The sequence below is a fragment of the Streptococcus sp. 5905 genome (assembly GCF_013276505.1).
Classification (GTDB): Bacteria; Bacillota; Bacilli; order Lactobacillales; family Streptococcaceae; genus Streptococcus.
Window position 1 is genome coordinate 86,181 of the sequence record NZ_VMLC01000002.1, and the last position, 20,760, is coordinate 106,940.

The following is a 20,760-nucleotide window of genomic DNA, read 5'->3' on the forward strand; positions in this document are numbered from 1 at the left end:
ACTTTTTTACATGTAATAAACAATCGCGATATATTGGAGTGCAGACGCCGCTAGGATAAAGAGATGCCAAATCATGTGGAAATAAGGTTTTTTCTTAGCGTAAAATCCAGCTCCAACTGTATAAGAGAGTCCGCCAGTTACCATGAGGCTCCAGAAAATTGGTGTCGTTTGACTGATGATTGCAGGAATGATAGCTAGAACCAACCAGCCCATAATCAGGTAAAGAGCAAGGCTGAATTTCTCATTGACCTTTTTAGCAAAGATTTTATAGAGGATGCCAAAGATGGTCGTTCCCCACTGAATGGCAATGATCAGATAGCCAAACCAGTTATTCATCAAAGTCAATACGACCGGCGTATAAGAGCCTGCGATAGCCACATAAATCATAGAATGGTCAATGATTCGCAATACGTATTTGTGGGTCGAACCATAGGCCATAGAGTGGTAAATGGTCGACGAGAGAAACATGAGAAAGAGACTGATAACAAAGATAGAAACACCAAAAGATGATAAAAACCCATGTACTTCATAACTATAAGTGGATGAAATGGGGAGTAGGATGAGCATGATAACGGCGCCGACAGCATGGGTCACGCTGTTGGCAATTTCCTCTCCAAAACTGAGTTTTTTACTGAGTTTTAGACTGGTATTCATTGGATTTCCTCCTCTTCTTTGATAAGGATTAAGTCTAGAGTTTGATGATAGAGTTTAACCGTTTGACAGCTGGTTTGGATAATAGGATTTTCTGGATCAATCCCATGGTTCATATAGTCCACAAAAGCGTCGTAGAGCTGGTCTGAACTTGCCTGGCTTTGTAGAGTATTGAGTGTGTGAGCGATTTCTTGGATTGAAAAGACAGACTTGAGAGTGGTGATGGCAATCAAACGGGCAATCTGTTTGCGTTGGTATTTTTTCTTGTCTGGCTTTGTCAGGTAACCATGTTTGACATAGTTATTGACCATGGATGCTGTTAGCCCCTTGTCCTTATCTGGAGAGATAGGGGCACAAACTTGATTGACATAAAGTAAAACCTGATCCAGATAGAGATCAATGTTTGGAATGTCTTCCCATTTTGGGTAGGAAAAGTTAGAATTCATTTCCAACTCCTTTTTATCTAGTTTCAATAACTAGATTATAAAATAATAAAAAACAAAAGTCAAGTTTCAACTGCTTGTAGAAAGCTTTAAATTATGCTATGATGAGAGAAAATAGTTAGAAATGAGGAGAAGATATGGAGATTCGTTTAGCTTTTCCAAACGAAGTAGATGCGATTATGCAGGTGATAGAGGATGCCAAAAAGTGCTTAGCCAAGTCTGGTAGCGACCAGTGGCAAAATGGCTATCCAAATGCTGACATTATTATTGCTGATATCATCTCAGGCCAAGCTTATGTGGCCTTGGAAGAAGGAGAACTGCTAGCCTATGCTGCTGTGACCAAGAGCCCAGAGAAATCCTATGAAGCCATTTATGAAGGAAGTTGGCAGGGGGGAGAGTCAGAATATCTGGTCTTTCACCGTATCGCTGTGGCAGCAGATGTCCAAGGACAAGGTGTTGCTCAGACTTTCCTAGAAGGCTTGATTGAAGGTTTTGATTATCTAGATTTTCGTTCAGATACGCATGCAGAAAACAAGGCCATGCAGCATATTTTTGAAAAGCTAGGATTCCAGCAGGTCGGTAAGGTTCCAGTTGACAGGGAACGTTTGGCCTATCAGAAATTAAAAAAATGAAGCAGAAAAAGTACGCAAAAATGTTCTACCCGTCGCCAATTGGAACCTTATCCTTAGTTGCTGACGAGCAATATCTGTATGGAATTTGGGTGCAGGACCAAACTCATTTTGAGAGGGGGATAGATGCTGACATGGAAGTAGTTACAGAACATCCTGTCCTTGATCAAGTTATTTCCTATTTAGATGCTTATTTCGATGCAAGAGTTCAAGACTTGTCTCTCTTGCCCTTGGCTCCCATTGGGACGGATTTTGAAAAGCGGGTCTGGGCTTACTTACAGGCCATTCCTTATGGTCAAACAGTAACTTACGGACAAATAGCGCAGGACCTGCAAGTGGCTTCTGCCCAAGCGATTGGCGGAGCAGTGGGGCGCAATCCTTGGTCCATCCTCGTACCCTGTCATCGTGTGCTAGGGTCAGGCAATCGCTTGACAGGCTATGCATCGGGAGTCGAAAAGAAAGCCTGGCTCTTGCAACATGAAGGGGCAGATTTTAAAGATATAAAATAGAAAGTGAAACACATGTTAGAATTTATCGAATACCCAAAATGTTCAACTTGTAAGAAAGCAAAAAATGAATTGGATAAACTTGGACTGGAATACCAAGATGTCCACATCGTAGAAGAAACACCAAGTGAAGACGTGATTTTGAACTGGTTGGAAACTTCCGGTTTTGAAGTGAAACAATTTTTCAATACCAGCGGGATCAAATACCGTGAACTGGGCCTAAAAGATAAGGTGGGAAGCTTGTCAACACAAGAAGCAGCCAAGCTTCTAGCGAGTGATGGTATGTTATTGAAACGTCCAATTTTGGTGGAGAATGGTGCTGTTAAACAAATCGGCTATAGAAAACCCTATGAGGACTTAGGTTTGAGATAGTTTTTATTTATCTCCTTGATAGGTAAAATATATAGCCTTCCTGTTTTAAAGTGTGATAAACTAGAAGATAGACAAAGTCTGAGCAGCCCGTAGCAAATAATTTGCTTGCGAGCAGAAGTATGATAGAATGAATCATTATCAGGAGAGGATGTTTTTATGACTGTTACAACATTTTTAGCATCAGATTGGTACCAAAGTTTGATGCAGCTCATTCCGGATGGTAAGCTCTTTAGCTTGCGTTCGGTTTTTGATGGAATTCCAAGGATTGTCCAACAACTGCCTACAACCTTGATGTTGACGCTTGGAGGTGCGATTTTTGGCTTGGTGCTGGCCTTGGTTTTCGCCATTGTTAAAATCAATCGTGTTAAGATTCTATATCCCTTGCAGGCCTTTTTCGTCAGCTTCTTAAAAGGTACCCCAATCCTAGTCCAACTTATGTTGACCTACTACGGAATCCCTTTGGCGCTGAAAGCTATTAATCAGCAATGGGGCACTGGTTTCAATATCAATGCGATTCCAGCAGCACTTTTTGCGATTGTGGCCTTTGCTTTTAATGAGGCGGCTTATGCAAGTGAAACGATTCGTGCAGCCATCCTTTCTGTTAACCCAGGTGAAATTGAGGCGGCGCGTAGTTTGGGTATGACACGAGCGCAAGTTTATCGTCGCGTGATTATTCCAAATGCGGCGGTGGTAGCGACACCGACTTTGATTAACTCCCTTATCGGTTTGACCAAGGGAACTTCTCTAGCCTTTAGTGCAGGTGTTGTGGAAGTCTTTGCCCAAGCTCAGATTTTAGGTGGAGCAGATTACCGCTATTTTGAGCGCTTCATCTCCGTTGCCCTTGTTTATTGGATAGTCAATATCGGAATTGAAAGCCTCGGCCGTTTCATCGAGAGAAAAATGGCAATTTCAGCGCCGGATACAGTATCTACAGATGTGAAAGGAGACCTTCGTTAATGATTAAGATTTCGAATTTAAGCAAATCCTTTTCAGGACAGACAGTCTTGAATCATCTGAACTTGAATATCCAAAAAGGTGAGGTAGTGGCTTTGATTGGTTCATCTGGAGCTGGGAAATCAACCTTTCTTCGAAGTTTAAACTATCTTGAAACTCCAGATAGTGGAACGATTCAGATTGACAATTTTAAAGTTGATTTTTCTCAGATTAGCCAAGAGGAGATCCTAACCCTTCGTCGCAAGTTGTCCATGGTTTTCCAACAGTTTAATTTGTTTGAACGCCGAACAGCTCTTGACAATGTCAAGGAAGGTTTGGTTGTCGTTAAAAAATTATCGGACGAGGAAGCAACAAAAATCGCTAAGGAAGAGTTGGCCAAGGTTGGTCTTTCTGACCGTGAAAACCATTATCCTCGCCATTTATCAGGTGGACAGAAGCAACGGGTTGCCCTTGCGCGTGCGCTTGCTATGAAACCAGATGTCTTGCTCTTGGACGAACCCACTTCAGCCCTCGACCCAGAGTTGGTCGGTGAGGTAGAAAAATCTATTGCAGATGCTGCCAAGTCAGGTCAGACCATGATTTTGGTCAGTCACGATATGTCTTTTGTAGCCCAAGTGGCAGACAAGGTTTTATTCCTAGATAAAGGGAAAATCATCGAGTCTGGCACACCAGATGAAATCATCAATCATCCGAAAGAAGAACGAACAAAAGAATTCTTCGCTAGTTACAAACGAACTTATATTTGATATAATAGAAAAAGGAAAACTCAGTTAGTTGGACTAGCTGAGTTTACTCTTTAAAAAAGATAGAAACGAGAGAGATCATGCTACTGCATCTATTTTCTTTGTATTTCGAGAGTTTGATCTTAACGACCATCCTTGTCGTGATTTTTCTGGGGATTTGGATCGGATTGAGAGCCATGTCTGGTGTGGACAAGACAGCCAAAGCTCGCCAAGCTCATCTCTATGATATGATTATGATTGGAGTTTTGGTCGTTCCGGTGTTATCCTTTGCCGTCATGAGTTTGCTCTTGGTTTTCAAGGCATAATCCTTGCGTGACTAGCAAGAATGAGTTAGAATAAAGACGGTTACAACAAGAAAGAAGGAATCGAAATGTACGATACGATTATTGTCGGTGCTGGACCTGCGGGAATGACCGCTGCCTTATATGCTGCTCGAAGCAATCTGAAAGTGGCTTTGATTGAAGGTGGTCTGCCAGGCGGGCAAATGAATAACACATCTGATATTGAAAACTATCCAGGTTATGCCAACATTAGTGGACCTGAATTGGCTGAAAAGATGTTTGAACCACTTGAAAACCTTGGAGTGGAGCATCTTTATGGCTACGTTGAAAATATTGAAGACCAGGGTGACTATAAGAAGGTAATCACTGATGATCAAGTTTACGAAACCCGTACTGTCATCGTGGCAACTGGGTCAAAACACCGTCTCTTAGGAGTTCCCGGAGAAGAAGAACTGAACAGTCGTGGTGTTTCTTACTGTGCAGTTTGTGATGGAGCTTTCTTCCGTGACCAAGACTTGCTCGTAGTCGGTGGTGGAGATTCAGCGGTAGAAGAAGCTCTCTTCTTGACTCGCTTTGCTAAGACTGTCACTATTGTTCACCGCCGTGACCAACTTCGTGCCCAAAAGGTTTTGCAAGACCGTGCCTTTGCTAATGAGAAAGTCAACTTTATCTGGGACTCTGTCGTCAAGGAAATCAAAGGTGAAAACCGAGTGGAATCTGTCGTATTTGAAAATGTGAAAACAGGTCAAGTAACAGAGCAAGCCTTCGGAGGTGTCTTTATCTATGTTGGTTTGGATCCTGTTAGCGATTTTGTTAAGGATTTGAATATTCAAGACCAGGCAGGCTGGATTGTGACAGACAATCACATGAAAACTGCTGTTGACGGTATCTTTGCGGTTGGGGATGTTCGCCAAAAAGATCTTCGCCAAGTAACAACAGCAGTTGGAGATGGGGCTATCGCTGGTCAAGAAGCCTATAAATTTATCACAGAACATAGTTAAGCAAAAAAGTTTCCAATCAGATGACTGGAAACTTTTTTATAGTCGGTTTCGGAAAACTTCGTACATGAGAATGGCTGCGGCAACACTGGCATTGAGACTTTGAACATGCCCATTCATCGGAATGGTAATCATCTCATCAACCTGTTTTTTGATGTAGCTAGAGATACCTTTTCCTTCATTTCCGATGATGAGGGCGATTTTCCCTTTTGTATTCCACTTGTGGCAAGGGGTACCGTTCATATCCGTTCCAAAGGTCCAGAAGCCTTCATCCTTGAGTTTGTCTAGAGTTTGACTGAGGTTGGTCACTCGCGCAATCGGTACATGCTCAATAGCACCTGTGGCCGTTTTGGCAACGACAGGAGTCACTCCGACAGCACGGTGCTTGGGAATGATGACTCCTGAAACATTGGTTGCATCCGCAGTTCTTAAGATAGAACCTAGATTATGGGGATCGGTTAGACCATCTAGAATCAATAGAAGTGGATTTTCTTCTTGGCGTGTTTTTGCAAGGATGTGATCTAGCTCGCTATAGGCAAATTCAGATACTCTTAGGACAAAGCCTTGGTGAACAGCACCTTCGGTCATTTCAGACAGGGATTTTTTTGAAGTCCAAGAGATGGACACCTTCTTTTCAGTAGCCAGTTCCTTGACTTTTTCAACATTCTTACCTCTGAGATCTTCTTGGAGGTAGAGTTTGTTTCCAGTGTTTGCAAGGAGGGCTTCAGTAACGGCATGGACGCCATAGACAATATCATTTGTTTTCATGCCTCTATTATAACACAAAACCCCGTCTTGTAACGGGATTTTATTTATTCAAGGATGAGGAGTCCTTCTTTAACGGCAAATGGATCTTTTTCGTTGATACGATCGTAAAACATGATTCCGTTTAGGTGATCAATTTCATGTTGGACAACGATAGAGTTGTAACCTTTGAGCTTGATACGGTGCTTTTCGCCGTCCTTGTCAAAGTAATCAACAGTGACACGGGCATGACGGACAACATAGCCTGGCACGTTACGGTCAACAGATAGGCAACCTTCTCCTTCGCCAAGAGCAGCGTCCTGAACAGAGTGGGATACGATTTTCGGATTGTACATAATGGCTTGTAAATCGTAGGCTTCCTGTGGAGTTTCACCTTCTTCTACAATATTTGGGACCAAGACGGCAATTATGCGTTTTGAGATATCCAGCTGGGGAGCAGCAAGTCCAACACCACCGCGGAGCCCCATTTTCTCAGCCATAACAGGATCCTGAGAATGTTTGAGGAATTGCATCATTTTTTCACCAAGGATGATTTCCTGGTCAGACAGTGGGAAAGTGACCTCCTCAGCAACTGCGCGTAGAGTTGGATTCCCCTCGCGGATAATATCGTTCATATCAATTAAATGAGCAGCTTTTGTAATACGTTCTATAGCAGACATTTTCTCTCCTTTCATTACCTCTACATGATAACACAAAATAGGCGAGAAAGAAAGTCACAGAAGTTCCTAAAAAATAATATAATAAACGGTATTCCCCTTTTGTCTGTGGTATAATAAAAGAAAAGACTTGCAGTAAAAGCAAGGGGGGATAAAGATGGAAAAGCGGCAAGATAGACGGTCTCATGGTTCTCTTTATGAGGTGTGGAAGACTTGTGTTGATTTCTTTCGGAATTATAAATCCTGGACCAATGCCCAGTTTATCATTGTGTTATTGCTTGCAGTTGCCTTGTCCATGGGATTGAACTTGCTGGTTCGAACAGTACAAGGCAATAAGGTAACAAGTTCTAACAGTCAGACTACGACGTCTAGTCAGTCCAAGGAAAATCAGTCTGACGAAACGACAGCCCGTATCATGGCAAATGGAGACCTTCTCTACCATATTCCCATCTACCGAACAGCTCTAAAAGAAGATGGGACCTATGATTTCCATGAAAATTTTGAATATGTAAAACCCTGGCTCAAGCAAGCGGATTTAGTGCTTGGTGACTTTGAAGGAACGGTGAATAAGGACCACTATTTGGCAGGTTATCCATTGTTTAATGCACCCGGAGAAGTCATGGATGCGATCAAGGATGCAGGCTACCAAGTTCTAGACTTGGCTCATAATCACATCTTGGATTCTCAGATAGAGGGAGTGGTTTCAACGACTCAAGCTATTGAAAAAGTTGGAATGACACCCATCGGAGTTTACACACATGAATCCCGAGACCAAGCTCCACTAGTTATCAAGGAAGTCAATGGTATCAAGGTAGCTCTCTTAGCCTATTCCTATGGCTTTAACGGTATTGAACAATCCATTTCCCAAGATGACTATAATCGCTATCTTTCTGATTTGAACGAAGACAAGATGAAGGCAGAAATCGAGCGTGCAGAGAAGGAAGCAGATATTACTGTCATCATGCCTCAGATGGGAATTGAGTACCAGCTAGAACCAACGGAAGAACAGAAAACACTGTACCACAAGATGATTGACTGGGGAGCTGATATTATCTTTGGAGGGCACCCTCACGTCGTTGAACCTGCTGAAACAGTTGAAAAAGCTGGTGACAAAAAACTCATCATCTATTCCATGGGAAATTTCCTCTCAAACCAGCGCATTGAAACCATGCAAGACGAGGAAAATGCCAAGTGGACGGAGCGCGGTGTTCTCATGGATGTGACCATTAAGAAAAAAGATGGCAAGACAAGGATTGAAACTGCCAAAGCACATCCGACTTGGGTCAATCGAACACCCAAAGGGACTTACTCTCCAGAGGGTTATCCGCTCTTCCTCTATCAAACCTATATCCTAGAGGACTTCATTGAGGGGGGCAGTCACCGTGACAAGTTGGATGAGGCGACCAAGGAACGAATTGATACAGCCTATAAAGAAATGAATGAACATGTAGGATTGAAGTGGGACTAGCTTGAATCCAGAGGAAGTAAAATGACGATTAAGATTATTGCGACAGATATGGATGGGACTTTGCTGGATCCGAGAGGTCAGCTGGATCTGCCCCGCTTGGAAAAGATTTTAGATCAGCTGTATCAGCGGGATATCCGTTTTGTCATTGCGACGGGGAATGAAATCCATCGTATGAGAGAACTATTGGGACACTTGGCTGAACGAGTAGTCCTAGTCGTTGCCAATGGGGCGCGAATTTTTGAAAACAATAAACTGATTCAAGCTCAGACCTGGGATGATGCTATGGTTGACAAGGCTTTAGTTCATTTTAAGGGGAGAGAGTGCCGAGATCAGTTCGTCGTAACTGGTATGAATGGTGGTTTTGTCAAGAAAGGAACTGTTTTTACAGACCTAGAAAAATTTATGACTCCTGAGATGATTGAAAAACTTTACCAAAGGACCAATTTTGTGGATGAGCTACACTCAGACCTCTTTGGAGGAGTATTAAAGATGAGCATGGTCGTTGGAGAGGAACGTGCTAGTTCAGTTTTGCAGGAAATCAATGACCTCTTTGATGGTCGTGTAAGAGCTGTTTCTAGCGGTTATGGCTGTATTGATATCCTGCAGGATGGAGTTCACAAGGCTTGGGGATTGGAAGAATTACTCAAGCGCTGGGATTTGACATCGGAACAAATCATGGCTTTTGGTGATAGCGAAAATGATGTTGAGATGTTGGAGATGGCTGGGATTGCCTATGCTATGGAAAATGCAGATGATGAAGCCAAGGCAGTTGCAACTGACCTAGCTCCAGCGAACAGTCAGGGGGGCGTTTATCAGGTCCTAGAAAATTGGTTAGAGAAAGAGGAATAAGGTGGCAGTACAGTTATTAGAAAATTGGCTCTTAAAGGAGCAGGAAAAAATTCAAACCAAGTATCGTGAATTGAATCAAGTATCTGTTCTAGAGCCAGATATCATCTTTATTGGTGATTCGATAGTGGAGTATTACCCTTTGCAAGAGTTGTTTGGGACTGCAAAGACGATTGTCAATCGTGGCATCCGAGGTTACCAGACGGGACTTTTATTAGAGAATCTGGATGCCCATCTTTATGGTGGTGCTGTGGATCAAATTGTTCTCTTAATTGGAACAAATGATATCGGAAAAGATGTTCTTATGAATGAAGCCTTGGATAATCTTGAGCGTGTGATTCAATCGATTGCCCGAGATTATCCGCTGTCACAAATAAAGCTTGTTTCTATTCTGCCAGTCAATGAAGGAAAAGAATACAAGCAGACAGTATATATTCGTACCAATGAAAAGATTCGAGAATGGAATCAAGCCTATGAGGCTCTAAGCTCAGCCTATATGCAAGTAGATTTTGTACCGATTTATGATAGTTTGACAGATTCAGAAGGACAACTCAAAAAAGAGTATACTACTGACGGACTGCACCTCAGTATTGCCGGTTATCAGATTTTGACTAAAGCCCTGAAATCCTATCTTTTTTAGTTAGTTGATTTCCTTTTTGCATTTTTGAGTTAGATAAGGTATAATGGTTTTACTGTCTTTTGGGGTCGTTACGGATTCGACAGGCATTATGAGGCATATTTTGCAACCCGTGTGGCGACGTAAACGCTCAGTTAAATATAACTGCAAAAAATAACACTTCTTACGCTCTAGCTGCCTAAAAACCAGCAGGCGTGACCCGATTTGGATTGCTCGTGTTCAATGACAGGTCTTATGATTAGCGAGATACGATCAAGCCTTGTCTAGTGGTTTGATAAGAGATTAATAGACTCGCAGTTGCTAGGCTTGAGTTATGTGTCGAGGGACTGTTAAAACAATACATAACCTATGGTTGTAGACAAATATGTTGGCAGGTGTTTGGACGTGGGTTCGACTCCCACCGGCTCCATTATTCTTTCACCAACCTTGGAAAAACGTTGTTAAATCAACGTTTTTTATTTTTGCCTTTGGTATTCCTTGGCATTCTTTTGCGAAAAAGACAGACTCAAAAACAGTCCTTTCTTTGCAGTTGGTAAAAATCTTCTGAACACTGTTTTTAAAAAAAGAATACAAAAAAGGATACAACAGATGCCGTATCCTAGAAATTGTTTTGGTTTTTCTACGGAAGACATGGGATTCGAACCCACGCACGCTGTTACACGCCTACCGCGTTTCCAACACGGCCTCTTAAGCCTCTTGAGTAATCTTCCAATACTTACTCAAATAGTCTACCATAAAGGCTCTTATCTTGCAATAAAAATTTTGGAAATGAGAAAAATGATAGAATTTGAAAGAAAATGATAAAAAATGCTTGACTTTGGTAGAAAATGTGCTAGAATGAATAGTGTAAACGATAACAGGAGGTGATTTGGTGTTAAAAACTGAGCGGAAGCAACTGATTTTAGAGGAGTTAAATCAACATCATGTAGTTTCCCTGGAAAAATTGGTTAGTCTATTAGAAACATCAGAATCAACGGTACGAAGAGATTTGGATGAGTTGGAGGCGGAAAACAAGCTTCGCCGTGTGCATGGAGGAGCAGAGTTGCCACACTCCTTGCAGGAAGAAGAAACCATCCAAGAAAAATCTGTCAAAAACCTTCAAGAGAAGAAACTACTGGCTCAGAAAGCAGTTTCTCTTATTAAGGAACAAGATGTTATCTTTATTGATGCTGGAACGACAACTGCTTTTTTAATCAAGGAATTGGTTAATAAGAATATCACAGTTGTGACCAACTCCATTCATCATGCGGTTCAGTTGGTTGAAAAACAGATTCCAACTGTCATGGTTGGAGGAAGTGTGAAGATGGCAACAGATGCTTGTATCGGTGGTGTTGCTCTTAACCAAATCAATCAATTGCACTTTGATCGTGCCTTTATCGGGATGAATGGTGTCGACGATGGTTATTATACGACTCCTGATATGGAGGAGGGAGCCGTTAAGCGTGCTATTTTAGAGAATGCTAAACAAACCTATGTCTTGGTAGATTCGTCAAAGATTGGTCAAACTTGCTTTGCCAAGGTAGCACCACTTAAACGCGCTGTTGTCATCACAAGTCAAGGGCATGAGCTTTTGGAGGCTATTAAGGAGAAAACGGAGGTAATAGAAGTATGATTTATACAGTCACACTCAATCCATCCATTGACTATATCGTTCGCTTGGACCAAGTCCAAGTCGGTAGTGTCAATCGTATGGACAGTGATGATAAGTTTGCTGGTGGAAAAGGAATCAATGTCAGTCGTGTTTTGAAACGCTTGGGTATTCCAAATACAGCGACTGGATTTATCGGAGGCTTTACTGGTAAATTTATCACAGATACTTTGGCAGAAGAGGAAATCGAGACACGTTTTGTTCAAGTAGCAGAAGATACTCGCATCAATGTCAAGATTAAAGCAGACCAAGAAACAGAAATCAATGGAAGGGGTCCAAATGTGGAACCAGTTCAGCTAGAAGAATTGAAAGCTATTTTGTCTAGTCTGACAGCAGATGATACGGTTGTGTTTGCGGGTTCAAGTGCTAAGAACCTAGGCAATGTTATCTATAAGGATTTGATTGCATTGACACGCCAGACTGGTGCGCAAGTGGTTTGTGACTTTGAAGGTCAGACCTTGATTGATAGTTTGGATTACCAGCCACTTTTGGTCAAACCAAACAATCACGAGCTTGGAGCTATCTTTGGAGTGAAACTCGAAAGTTTAGATGAAATCGAGAAATATGCTCGAGAATTGCTGACTAAAGGTGCTCAAAACGTTATCATCTCTATGGCTGGCGACGGTGCCCTTCTTGTCACATCTGAGGGAGCTTACTTCGCTAAACCTATCAAGGGAACAGTGAAAAATTCAGTCGGAGCTGGCGATTCTATGGTTGCCGGATTTACAGGTGAATTTGTCAAATCAAAAGACGCAGTAGAAGCTTTTAAATGGGGAGTGGCTTGCGGAACGGCAACTACCTTCTCTGATGACTTGGCAACAGCGGAATTTATTAAAGAAACATATGAAAAAGTTGAGGTAGAAAAACGATGAAAATTCAAGACCTATTGAGAAAAGATGTCATGTTGCTGGATTTGCAGGCAACTGAAAAAACAGCTGTCATTGAAGAGATGATTAAAAGTTTGGTAGATCACGGTTATGTGACGGATTTTGAAACCTTTAAAGAAGGAATCTTAGCGCGTGAAGCTCTAACTTCCACTGGTTTGGGTGACGGAATTGCTATGCCGCACAGCAAAAACTCTGCTGTCAAAGAAGCAACGGTTCTCTTTGCTAAGTCAAACAAGGGTGTTGACTATGAGAGTTTGGATGGGCAACCAACAGACCTCTTCTTCATGATTGCAGCTCCAGAAGGTGCCAATGATACTCACTTGGCAGCATTGGCAGAATTGTCTCAATACTTGATGAAAGACGGTTTTGCTGACAAACTTCGTCAAGTAACATCGGCAGATCAAGTTATCGAACTCTTTGACCAAGCTTCAGAAAAAGCTGAGGAACCTGTTCAAGCACCTGCCAATGACTCTGGCGACTTTATCGTAGCTGTTACAGCTTGTACGACAGGTATTGCCCACACTTACATGGCCCAAGAAGCCCTTCAAAAAGTAGCTGCTGAAATGGGTGTTGGGATCAAGGTCGAAACCAACGGTGCCAGCGGTGTTGGGAACCAATTGACTGCAGAGGACATCCGCAAGGCTAAAGCTGTTATCATCGCAGCAGACAAGGCTGTTGAGATGGATCGTTTCGATGGAAAATCTTTGGTTAACCGTCCAGTTGCAGACGGTATCCGTAAAACAGAAGAATTGATCAACTTGGCTCTTTCAGGAGATGCTGAAGTTTACCATGCTGCTAATGGAGCAAAAACCGCAGCAACAAGTAACGAAAAACAAAGCCTTGGTGGTGCCTTCTACAAACACTTGATGAGTGGTGTATCTCAAATGTTGCCATTCGTTATCGGTGGTGGTATCATGATTGCCCTTGCTTTCTTGATCGACGGAGCTTTTGGTGTGCCACAAGATAGTCTTGGCAATCTCGGATCCTACCATGAGCTAGCTTCTATGTTCATGAAAATTGGTGGCGCGGCCTTTGGCTTGATGCTCCCAGTCTTTGCAGGATATGTTGCCTACTCTATCGCTGAAAAACCTGGTTTGGTAGCAGGTTTCGTGGCTGGTGCTATTGCCAAAGAAGGTTTTGCCTTTGGTAAAATCCCTTATGCTGCAGGCGGAGAAGCAACTTCAACTCTTGCAGGTGTCTCATCTGGTTTCCTAGGTGCCCTTGTTGGTGGATTTATCGCAGGAGCCTTGGTTCTTGCTATCAAGAAATACGTTAAAGTTCCTCGTTCACTTGAAGGTGCTAAATCAATCCTTCTCTTGCCACTTCTTGGAACAATCTTGACTGGATTTGTCATGCTAGCTGTTAACATCCCAATGGCAGCAATTAACACTGCTATGAATGACTTCCTTGGCGGTCTTGGAGGTGGTTCAGCTGTCCTTCTCGGTATCGTCCTTGGTGGAATGATGGCTGTTGATATGGGTGGTCCAGTTAATAAAGCAGCCTATGTCTTTGGTACAGGTACGCTTGCAGCGACTGTTTCTTCAGGTGGTTCTGTAGCTATGGCAGCAGTTATGGCTGGAGGAATGGTTCCACCACTTGCAATCTTTGTCGCAACTCTTCTTTTCAAAGATAAATTCACTAAGGAAGAGCGCAACTCTGGTTTGACAAACATCATCATGGGCTTGTCATTTATCACTGAGGGAGCGATTCCGTTTGGTGCAGCCGACCCAGCTCGTGCTATTCCAAGCTTCATCCTTGGTTCTGCGGTGGCAGGCGGACTCGTTGGTCTTGCTGGTATCAAACTCATGGCGCCACACGGAGGAATCTTCGTCATCGCCCTTACTTCAAATGCCCTTCTTTACCTAGTCTTTGTCTTGATTGGAGCAATCGTAAGTGGTGTGGTTTATGGTTACCTACGCAAACCACAAGCATAAAAAAGTATCAAAATAGAAAGATTGTACCCTTTGGTGCAATCTTTTTCTCTGTTCGAAATGGCTGTGAAATATGGTATAATAAAAGAATGGTAAACAAGAATACTACAAAAACAAGACGGAGACCGTCTAAAGCAGAACTTGAAAGAAAACAGGCTATTCAGAGGATGTTGATTTCCTTAGGGATCGCCTTGTTATTGATTATTGCAGCCCTCAAACTCGGTGCAGCAGGTGTCACACTTTACAATCTCATTCGATTGGTGGTTGGAAGTTTGGCCTATGTGGCTATTGGTGCACTCCTCATCTATCTTTTTCTTTTTAAATGGATACGCAAGAAAGAGGGACTTCTGTCAGGATTTCTCTGTATCTTCGCTGGCTTGCTCTTGATTTTTGAGGCCTACTTGGTATGGAAATATGGCTTGGAGCAGTCAGTTTTAAAAGGAACCTTGGCTCAAGTTATGACGGACCTGACTGGTATGCGTGTGACGAGCTTTGCTGGTGGAGGCCTGCTTGGTGTTGGACTTTATATCCCCATTGCCTTTCTTTTCTCAAATATCGGATCATACTTTATTGGAGTTCTTTTGATTCTAGTTGGGGCACTCTTGGTTAGTCCTTGGTCTATTTATGATGTCGCAGCCTTTATTGGAGCCCAGTTCAGATCCTTCATGGAAAAACAGGAACAGAGAAAACAGGAACGCTTCATCAAGAGAGAAGAAGAGAAGGCTCGTCAAGAAGCTGAAGAAGTAGCTAGAATCAAGAGAGAACAAGAAGAACAGGATGCACTACCGCTTCCTCCTGTAGATCCTGAAACTGGAGAAGTCTTACCAGAAGCTCCACACTATGATCTTCCACCAATTCCTGAAAAAGAATGGAAGGAACCGGAGATTATCCTTCCTCAGGCTGACGTTGAAGTTCCAGATGAGAAAGAAGACTTTGAGGATGAAGAGGTGCAGGTTGATTTTTCTGCCAAAGAAGCCCTTGAATACAAGCTACCAAGCTTACAACTCTTTGCGCCGGATAAACCCAAAGATCAGTCCAAGGAAAAGAAGATTGTTCGAGAAAATATCAAAATCCTAGAAGAAACCTTTGCCAGCTTTGGTATCAAGGTGACGGTGGAACGGGCTGAAATCGGTCCATCTGTTACCAAGTATGAAGTCAAGCCAGCCGTTGGGGTACGGGTTAACCGCATTTCCAATCTGGCAGACGACTTAGCGCTGGCTCTGGCGGCCAAGGATGTTCGGATTGAGGCTCCGATCCCTGGGAAATCCCTAGTTGGAATTGAAGTGCCTAACTCTGAGATTGCGACCGTTTCCTTCCGCGAACTCTGGGAACAGTCTCAAACAAAACCAGAAAATCTCCTTGAAATACCTCTAGGTAAGGCGGTCAATGGAACGGCTCGAACCTTTGATCTTTCCAAGATGCCCCACCTACTTGTTGCAGGTTCGACGGGTTCAGGGAAGTCAGTCGCAGTTAACGGTATTATAGCAAGCATTCTCATGAAAGCAAGACCAGACAAAGTAAAGTTTATGATGGTGGATCCAAAGATGGTTGAGTTATCGGTTTACAATGACATTCCTCATCTCTTGATTCCAGTTGTGACCAATCCACGCAAGGCCAGCAAGGCTCTGCAAAAGGTTGTGGATGAGATGGAAAACCGTTATGAACTCTTCGCTAAGGTTGGTGTGCGAAATATCGCTGGTTACAATGCCAAGGTTGAGGGATTTAATAGCCAATCTGAGTACAAACAAGTACCGCTGCCTTTGATTGTTGTCATTGTAGATGAGTTGGCAGACCTCATGATGGTGGCCAGCAAGGAAGTGGAAGATGCCATCATTCGTCTCGGACAGAAGGCGCGTGCTGCAGGGATTCATATGATTCTCGCAACGCAACGTCCGTCAGTCGATGTTATCTCTGGTCTCATCAAGGCCAATGTCCCATCTCGTGTGGCTTTTGCAGTTTCATCAGGTACAGATTCACGAACCATCTTAGACGAAAATGGAGCTGAAAAACTGCTTGGTCGAGGAGATATGCTCTTTAAACCAATTGATGAAAATCACCCAGTCCGCCTGCAAGGATCCTTTATCTCGGATGATGATGTTGAACGCATCGTAAACTTCATCAAGGCTCAGGCGGATGCGGACTACGATGAAAGCTTTGACCCGGGAGATGTTCCTGAAAATGAAGGAGATTTCTCTGATGGTGAAGCTGGTGGCGATCCGCTCTTTGAGGAAGCCAAGGCTCTGGTTATTGAGACGCAGAAAGCCAGTGCTTCCATGATTCAACGTCGTTTGTCAGTTGGATTTAACCGTGCGACCCGCCTGATGGAAGAACTTGAGATGGCAGGTGTTATCGGTCCAGCTGAAGGAACCAAACCGCGAAAAGTACTGCAACAATAAAAAAACAGCTTCTTTCCAAATTTGGAAAGAAGTTATTTTTGTGATTACTGGTTCGTTTTAGTTTCAGAATTCGTCGTATTTGACTGTGTACCGCTATCGCTTGTTTCTTTGTTTGTAGGAGCTGTAGAAGAGTCCTGAGTTGTTGTTTTCTGCTCTTCTTTTTTCTCCTCTTTCTTGTTGGATTGAGAAGTTTCTTCTTGCGGGGTATTTTCTTTAGTAGAAGTGTTGTCCTTGTTAGGTGTAGTATTTTCCTGAGGCGATTCCTTTTGGATTTCTTTGACAACAGTTGTTTGAGTTGTCGTCGGCTCTTTTTTATTGTTTTTATTATTATCCATAGCGTTCATAATGGTGATACTAGCGGTGATCAGACCAAGGATACTACCGATGGTAGCAATCGTTTTTTGAAAGACAGTGAATCCCTTTTTGATGTGTTCTGTTTTTGGTTTTGAAGTTCTACGATAGTTAGACATGATACTCTCCTTTGATTATGATTTATTATACCTCATTTCTTTAAAAAAATCTTAAAAAAAGAGAAACTTCCCTTTCTTGTCGTAAGCTTCGTTTCATGATAAAATAGAAGGAGTGATTTTAGAAAGCGTGAGAAAACATGATCTACTTTGATAATTCGGCAACGACCAAGCCTTATCCTGAAGCTCTAGAGACCTATATGCAGGTCGCTTCAAAAATTGTAGGAAATCCGTCTAGTCTCCATCGTTTGGGAGACCAGGCAACACGAATTTTAGATGCTTCCCGTCAGCAAATTGCAGATTTAATTGGCAAGAAGAGTGATGAAATCTTCTTTACCTCCGGTGGAACAGAAGGGGATAACTGGGTCATCAAGGGTGTGGCCTTTGAAAAAGCTCAGTTTGGCAAGCACATCATCGTATCAGCTATTGAGCATCCAGCAGTCAAGGAGTCAGCCCTCTGGCTGAAAAGTCAAGGTTTTGAGGTGGATTTTGCTCCAGTTGATGAGAAAGGGTTTGTGGATGTTGATGCTCTAGCGAATTTGATACGACCTGATACGACGCTTGTTTCAGTCATGGCTGTGAACAATGAAATCGGCTCTATCCAGCCTATTGAGGCTATCTCAGAACTCTTGGCAGACAAGCCGACCATTTCCTTCCACGTTGATGCAGTTCAGGCACTTGCTAAAATTCCGACTGAAAAATATCTGACAGATCGAGTGGATTTTGCGACCTTTTCGAGTCATAAATTTCATGGTGTTCGAGGAGTTGGCTTTGTCTATATCAAGTCTGGCAAGAAGATTACGCCTCTGTTGACAGGTGGTGGTCAAGAGCGCGATTATCGCTCGACAACTGAAAATGTGGCAGGGATTGCAGCGACTGCCAAGGCTCTCCGTTTGTCTATAGAAAAGCTGGATATCTTTACTAGTAAGACAGGGCAGATGAAGGAAGTTATTCGCCAAGCTCTTTTAGATTATCCAGACATTTTAGTCTTTTCAGACGAGGAAGACTTTGCCCCTCATATCCTGACTTTTGGAATCAAGGGTGTTCGTGGTGAGGTCATCGTTCACGCATTTGAAGACTATGATATTTTCATCTCCACAACCTCTGCTTGTTCATCCAAGGCTGGAAAACCTGCGGGAACCTTGATTGCCATGGGAGTGGACAAAGATAAGGCCCAGTCAGCTGTTCGCCTAAGTCTAGACTTGGAAAATGATATGAGTCAGGTCGAGCAGTTTTTGACCAAGCTAAAATTAATTTACAATCAAACTAGGAAAGTAAGATAGGAGAATTCATGCAGTATTCAGAAATAATGATTCGCTACGGAGAATTGTCAACCAAGGGCAAAAACCGCATGCGTTTCATCAATAAACTTCGCAATAATATTTCGGACGTTTTGTCCATCTATCCCCAAGTTAAGGTAACCGCTGATCGCGACCGTGCCCACGTTTACCTCAATGGAGCTGACTACACAGCAGTAGCAGAATCTCTCAAACAAGTCTTCGGAATTCAAAATTTTTCTCCAGTATATAAGGTTGAAAAGTCTGTGGACCTTCTTGAATCTGCTGTCCAAGAGATTATGCAGGACATCTACAAGGAAGGCATGACCTTTAAGATTTCTAGTAAGCGTAGCGACCACAACTTTGAACTCGACAGTCGTGAACTCAACCAAACGCTTGGTGGAGCTGTTTTCGACGTAATCCCAACTATTCAAGCCCAGATGAAAAATCCCGATATCAATCTTCAGGTGGAGATTCGTGAGGAAGCAGCTTATCTTTCCTATGAAACCATTCGTGGAGCAGGTGGCTTGCCAGTAGGAACTTCTGGTAAGGGTATGCTCATGTTATCAGGAGGGATTGATTCACCTGTAGCAGGTTATCTAGCCCTTAAACGTGGGGTGGATATTGAAGCCGTTCACTTTGCCAGCCCACCATACACTAGCCCTGGAGCTCTCAAGAAGGCCCAAGATTTGACCCGTAAATTGACCAAGTTTGGTGGCAATATCCAATTTATCGAGGTGCCTTTCACAGAGATTCAAGAGGAAATCAAGGCTAAGGCGCCAGAAGCCTACCTCATGACCTTGACGCGTCGTTTTATGATGCGCATTACCGACCGTATTCGTGAGGTGAGAAATGGTTTAGTTATCATTAATGGGGAAAGTCTTGGTCAAGTAGCCAGCCAAACTCTTGAAAGTATGCAGGCTATTAACGCTGTGACTAACACTCCCATCATCCGCCCTGTGGTTACTATGGACAAGTTGGAAATCATTGACATCGCTCAGGAAATCGATACCTTTGAAATTTCAATCCAGCCGTTTGAGGACTGCTGTACTATTTTTGCGCCTGATCGTCCTAAGACCAATCCTAAGATAGAGAATGCTGAGAAGTATGAAAAATGGATGGATGTTGAAGGTTTGGTTGAGCGAGCAGTGGCAGGGATTATGATCACTAAGATCACACCTCAAGCTGAAAAAGACGCTGTCGATGAGTTAATTGATAATCTCCTCTAATCAGAAAATCCAGAAGAATTTAGAATATTAAATGAGAAAAGTTAGTTATTTATCCTTAAAATGGACAATTACTGACTTTTTTTCTATTTTTATGGTATAATGAGATAAAATTTTGAATATAGAGAGTTTTCTGACAATGAATCATTCCTACTTTTACTTAAAAATGAAAGAACATAAACTCAAGGTTCCTTATACTGGAAAAGAGCGTCGTGTGCGTGTGCTCCTGCCAAAGGACTACGAGAAGGATACAGACCGTTTTTATCCTGTAGTTTACTTTCATGATGGGCAAAATGTCTTTTACAGCAAGGAGTCTTATATCGGACACTCTTGGAAGATTATTCCAGCCATTAAGCGGAATCCTGATATCAGTCGCATGATTGTTGTTGCTATTGATAATGATGGTATGGGACGGATGAATGAGTATGCGGCTTGGAAGTTTCAAGAATCTCCTATCCCAGGCCAGCAGTTTGGTGGTAAGGGTGTGGAGTATGCCGAGTTTGTCATGGAGGTGGTCAAGCCTTTTATCGATGAGACCTACCGTACCAAAGCTGATCGCCAGCACACGGCTATGATTGGTTCGTCACTAGGAGGTAATATTACTCAGTTTATCGGACTGGAATACCAAGACCGAATTGGTTGTCTAGGTGTCTTCTCATCTGCCAACTGGCTCCACCAAGAAGCCTTTAACCGCTACATCGAGCGTAAGAAATTGTCGCCTGATCAGCGCATTTTCATTTATGTAGGAACAGAAGAAGCGGATGATACGGACAAGACCTTGATGGCTGGCAATATCAAGCAAGCCTATATCGACTCATCGCTTCGCTATTACCATGATTTGATTGCAGGTGGAGTACACTTGGATAATCTTGTCTTGAAAGTTCAGTCTGGTGCCATCCATAGTGAAATACCTTGGTCGGAAAATTTACCAGACTGTCTCCGATTTTTTGCAGAGAAATGGTAAGTTAAGAAAGGAGAA

The 20,760-nt window shown here is 42.8% G+C and carries 22 protein-coding genes, 1 tRNA gene and 1 other RNA gene; 18 read left to right on the top strand and 6 right to left on the bottom strand.

Annotation, left to right across the window (positions count from 1 at the left end; all coding sequences use genetic code 11):
* Positions 1–6: 6 nt before the first annotated feature.
* Both HT680_RS05140 and HT680_RS05145 read right to left on the bottom strand, forming a co-directional pair.
* Positions 7–654: a hemolysin III family protein gene (locus HT680_RS05140; RefSeq protein WP_173258767.1), complete on the bottom strand. Its 648-nt coding sequence runs from the start codon at positions 652–654 to the stop codon at positions 7–9.
* Positions 651–1,097, bottom strand: coding sequence for a DUF1836 domain-containing protein (locus HT680_RS05145; RefSeq protein ID WP_038805003.1), 447 nt, complete (start codon positions 1,095–1,097; stop codon positions 651–653). Before HT680_RS05145 ends, HT680_RS05140 begins: the two co-directional genes overlap by 4 nt.
* A 134-nt stretch (positions 1,098–1,231) precedes the next feature.
* On the opposite strand from HT680_RS05145, the gene HT680_RS05150 reads away from it, so the two are divergent.
* From HT680_RS05150 to trxB, 7 genes are all read left to right on the top strand, one after another.
* On the top strand, positions 1,232–1,726 hold the full coding sequence (locus HT680_RS05150; protein ID WP_173258769.1) for a GNAT family N-acetyltransferase: 495 nt from the start codon (positions 1,232–1,234) through the stop codon (positions 1,724–1,726).
* Entirely contained in the window at positions 1,723–2,232 is a 510-nt protein-coding gene (locus tag HT680_RS05155; RefSeq protein ID WP_173258771.1) for a methylated-DNA--[protein]-cysteine S-methyltransferase, read from the top strand. The genes HT680_RS05150 and HT680_RS05155 overlap by 4 nt, the downstream gene beginning before the upstream one ends.
* 12 nt (positions 2,233–2,244) lie before the next feature.
* Positions 2,245–2,601, top strand: coding sequence for an arsenate reductase family protein (locus HT680_RS05160; RefSeq protein WP_173258773.1), 357 nt, complete (start codon positions 2,245–2,247; stop codon positions 2,599–2,601).
* A 156-nt stretch (positions 2,602–2,757) separates the two neighbouring features.
* Positions 2,758–3,558, top strand: a complete 801-nt coding sequence (locus HT680_RS05165) for an amino acid ABC transporter permease (protein WP_173258775.1) — start codon at positions 2,758–2,760, stop codon at positions 3,556–3,558.
* The gene (locus tag HT680_RS05170) at positions 3,558–4,301 is read left to right on the top strand and encodes an amino acid ABC transporter ATP-binding protein (RefSeq protein WP_173258777.1); all 744 of its coding nucleotides are present in this window, start codon (positions 3,558–3,560) and stop codon (positions 4,299–4,301) included. Before HT680_RS05165 ends, HT680_RS05170 begins: the two co-directional genes overlap by 1 nt.
* Before the next feature lie 77 nt (positions 4,302–4,378).
* Positions 4,379–4,603, top strand: a complete 225-nt coding sequence (locus tag HT680_RS05175) for a DUF4059 family protein (RefSeq protein ID WP_000924294.1) — start codon at positions 4,379–4,381, stop codon at positions 4,601–4,603.
* A 65-nt stretch (positions 4,604–4,668) separates the two neighbouring features.
* On the top strand, positions 4,669–5,580 hold the full coding sequence (gene trxB, locus HT680_RS05180) for a thioredoxin-disulfide reductase (protein WP_084939044.1): 912 nt from the start codon (positions 4,669–4,671) through the stop codon (positions 5,578–5,580).
* Positions 5,581–5,616: 36 nt separating this feature from the next.
* On the opposite strand, the gene rlmB is transcribed toward trxB, so the two are convergent.
* Together rlmB and def are read right to left on the bottom strand one after the other, a co-directional pair.
* A complete protein-coding gene (gene rlmB, locus HT680_RS05185; RefSeq protein WP_173258780.1) occupies positions 5,617–6,345 on the bottom strand; it encodes a 23S rRNA (guanosine(2251)-2'-O)-methyltransferase RlmB in 729 nt (242 codons plus the stop codon).
* 44 nt (positions 6,346–6,389) lie between these two features.
* Entirely contained in the window at positions 6,390–7,001 is a 612-nt protein-coding gene (def, locus tag HT680_RS05190; protein WP_084946269.1) for a peptide deformylase, read from the bottom strand.
* 154 nt (positions 7,002–7,155) lie between these two features.
* Between def and HT680_RS05195 the strand changes: the two genes are divergently transcribed.
* The 4 genes from HT680_RS05195 (at position 7,156) to ssrA (ending at position 10,361) form a co-directional block, all read left to right on the top strand.
* On the top strand, positions 7,156–8,466 hold the full coding sequence (locus HT680_RS05195; protein ID WP_173258783.1) for a CapA family protein: 1,311 nt from the start codon (positions 7,156–7,158) through the stop codon (positions 8,464–8,466).
* 21 nt (positions 8,467–8,487) lie between these two features.
* Positions 8,488–9,315, top strand: coding sequence for an HAD family hydrolase (locus tag HT680_RS05200; RefSeq protein ID WP_173258785.1), 828 nt, complete (start codon positions 8,488–8,490; stop codon positions 9,313–9,315).
* Position 9,316: 1 nt separating this feature from the next.
* Positions 9,317–9,952 (top strand): GDSL-type esterase/lipase family protein, encoded by a 636-nt coding sequence (locus HT680_RS05205; RefSeq protein ID WP_173258787.1) that lies wholly within the window; start codon positions 9,317–9,319, stop codon positions 9,950–9,952.
* 61 nt (positions 9,953–10,013) lie between these two features.
* Positions 10,014–10,361: a transfer-messenger RNA gene (ssrA, locus tag HT680_RS05210) on the top strand.
* Positions 10,362–10,571: 210 nt separating this feature from the next.
* On the opposite strand, the gene HT680_RS05215 is transcribed toward ssrA, so the two are convergent.
* A tRNA-Ser gene (locus tag HT680_RS05215) sits at positions 10,572–10,659 on the bottom strand.
* Between the two features lie 161 nt (positions 10,660–10,820).
* Between HT680_RS05215 and HT680_RS05220 the strand changes: the two genes are divergently transcribed.
* The 4 genes from HT680_RS05220 to HT680_RS05235 all read left to right on the top strand — a co-directional run bounded on the left by HT680_RS05220 (position 10,821) and on the right by HT680_RS05235 (position 16,811).
* Positions 10,821–11,561: a DeoR family transcriptional regulator gene (locus tag HT680_RS05220; protein WP_173258789.1), complete on the top strand. Its 741-nt coding sequence runs from the start codon at positions 10,821–10,823 to the stop codon at positions 11,559–11,561.
* Positions 11,558–12,469, top strand: coding sequence for a 1-phosphofructokinase (gene pfkB, locus HT680_RS05225; protein ID WP_173258791.1), 912 nt, complete (start codon positions 11,558–11,560; stop codon positions 12,467–12,469). The genes HT680_RS05220 and pfkB overlap by 4 nt, the downstream gene beginning before the upstream one ends.
* Complete coding sequence (locus tag HT680_RS05230) at positions 12,466–14,418, top strand: fructose-specific PTS transporter subunit EIIC (protein WP_173258794.1); 1,953 nt, start codon at positions 12,466–12,468, stop codon at positions 14,416–14,418. The genes pfkB and HT680_RS05230 overlap by 4 nt, the downstream gene beginning before the upstream one ends.
* Positions 14,419–14,504: 86 nt before the next feature.
* The gene (locus HT680_RS05235; RefSeq protein ID WP_173258796.1) at positions 14,505–16,811 is read left to right on the top strand and encodes a DNA translocase FtsK; all 2,307 of its coding nucleotides are present in this window, start codon (positions 14,505–14,507) and stop codon (positions 16,809–16,811) included.
* A gap of 44 nt (positions 16,812–16,855) precedes the next feature.
* On the opposite strand, the gene HT680_RS05240 is transcribed toward HT680_RS05235, so the two are convergent.
* A complete protein-coding gene (locus HT680_RS05240) occupies positions 16,856–17,281 on the bottom strand; it encodes a DUF6556 family protein (RefSeq protein ID WP_173258798.1) in 426 nt (141 codons plus the stop codon).
* Between the two features lie 137 nt (positions 17,282–17,418).
* On the opposite strand from HT680_RS05240, the gene HT680_RS05245 reads away from it, so the two are divergent.
* The 3 genes from HT680_RS05245 to HT680_RS05255 all read left to right on the top strand — a co-directional run bounded on the left by HT680_RS05245 (position 17,419) and on the right by HT680_RS05255 (position 20,745).
* Positions 17,419–18,561 (top strand): cysteine desulfurase family protein, encoded by a 1,143-nt coding sequence (locus HT680_RS05245; RefSeq protein ID WP_173258800.1) that lies wholly within the window; start codon positions 17,419–17,421, stop codon positions 18,559–18,561.
* 8 nt (positions 18,562–18,569) lie between these two features.
* A complete protein-coding gene (thiI, locus tag HT680_RS05250) occupies positions 18,570–19,784 on the top strand; it encodes a tRNA uracil 4-sulfurtransferase ThiI (protein WP_173258802.1) in 1,215 nt (404 codons plus the stop codon).
* Positions 19,785–19,920: 136 nt separating this feature from the next.
* Positions 19,921–20,745, top strand: a complete 825-nt coding sequence (locus HT680_RS05255) for an alpha/beta hydrolase (RefSeq protein WP_084971677.1) — start codon at positions 19,921–19,923, stop codon at positions 20,743–20,745.
* Positions 20,746–20,760: the final 15 nt, after the last annotated feature.

What these genes read in the sequence shown, in the direction of transcription:
- HT680_RS05255 (WP_084971677.1), top strand. Translation starts at nt 19,921, where the DNA reads ATGAATCATTCCTACTTTTACTTAAAAATGAAAGAACATAAACTCAAG.
- rlmB (WP_173258780.1), bottom strand. Translation starts at nt 6,345, where the DNA reads ATGAAAACAAATGATATTGTCTATGGCGTCCATGCCGTTACTGAAGCC.
- HT680_RS05165 (WP_173258775.1), top strand. Translation starts at nt 2,758, where the DNA reads ATGACTGTTACAACATTTTTAGCATCAGATTGGTACCAAAGTTTGATG.
- HT680_RS05160 (WP_173258773.1), top strand. Translation starts at nt 2,245, where the DNA reads ATGTTAGAATTTATCGAATACCCAAAATGTTCAACTTGTAAGAAAGCA.
- HT680_RS05170 (WP_173258777.1), top strand. Translation starts at nt 3,558, where the DNA reads ATGATTAAGATTTCGAATTTAAGCAAATCCTTTTCAGGACAGACAGTC.
- HT680_RS05200 (WP_173258785.1), top strand. Translation starts at nt 8,488, where the DNA reads ATGACGATTAAGATTATTGCGACAGATATGGATGGGACTTTGCTGGAT.
- HT680_RS05155 (WP_173258771.1), top strand. Translation starts at nt 1,723, where the DNA reads ATGAAGCAGAAAAAGTACGCAAAAATGTTCTACCCGTCGCCAATTGGA.
- HT680_RS05240 (WP_173258798.1), bottom strand. Translation starts at nt 17,281, where the DNA reads ATGTCTAACTATCGTAGAACTTCAAAACCAAAAACAGAACACATCAAA.
- trxB (WP_084939044.1), top strand. Translation starts at nt 4,669, where the DNA reads ATGTACGATACGATTATTGTCGGTGCTGGACCTGCGGGAATGACCGCT.
- HT680_RS05145 (WP_038805003.1), bottom strand. Translation starts at nt 1,097, where the DNA reads ATGAATTCTAACTTTTCCTACCCAAAATGGGAAGACATTCCAAACATT.
- HT680_RS05245 (WP_173258800.1), top strand. Translation starts at nt 17,419, where the DNA reads ATGATCTACTTTGATAATTCGGCAACGACCAAGCCTTATCCTGAAGCT.
- HT680_RS05195 (WP_173258783.1), top strand. Translation starts at nt 7,156, where the DNA reads ATGGAAAAGCGGCAAGATAGACGGTCTCATGGTTCTCTTTATGAGGTG.
- def (WP_084946269.1), bottom strand. Translation starts at nt 7,001, where the DNA reads ATGTCTGCTATAGAACGTATTACAAAAGCTGCTCATTTAATTGATATG.
- HT680_RS05230 (WP_173258794.1), top strand. Translation starts at nt 12,466, where the DNA reads ATGAAAATTCAAGACCTATTGAGAAAAGATGTCATGTTGCTGGATTTG.
- HT680_RS05235 (WP_173258796.1), top strand. Translation starts at nt 14,505, where the DNA reads ATGGTAAACAAGAATACTACAAAAACAAGACGGAGACCGTCTAAAGCA.
- thiI (WP_173258802.1), top strand. Translation starts at nt 18,570, where the DNA reads ATGCAGTATTCAGAAATAATGATTCGCTACGGAGAATTGTCAACCAAG.
- HT680_RS05175 (WP_000924294.1), top strand. Translation starts at nt 4,379, where the DNA reads ATGCTACTGCATCTATTTTCTTTGTATTTCGAGAGTTTGATCTTAACG.
- HT680_RS05150 (WP_173258769.1), top strand. Translation starts at nt 1,232, where the DNA reads ATGGAGATTCGTTTAGCTTTTCCAAACGAAGTAGATGCGATTATGCAG.
- HT680_RS05140 (WP_173258767.1), bottom strand. Translation starts at nt 654, where the DNA reads ATGAATACCAGTCTAAAACTCAGTAAAAAACTCAGTTTTGGAGAGGAA.
- pfkB (WP_173258791.1), top strand. Translation starts at nt 11,558, where the DNA reads ATGATTTATACAGTCACACTCAATCCATCCATTGACTATATCGTTCGC.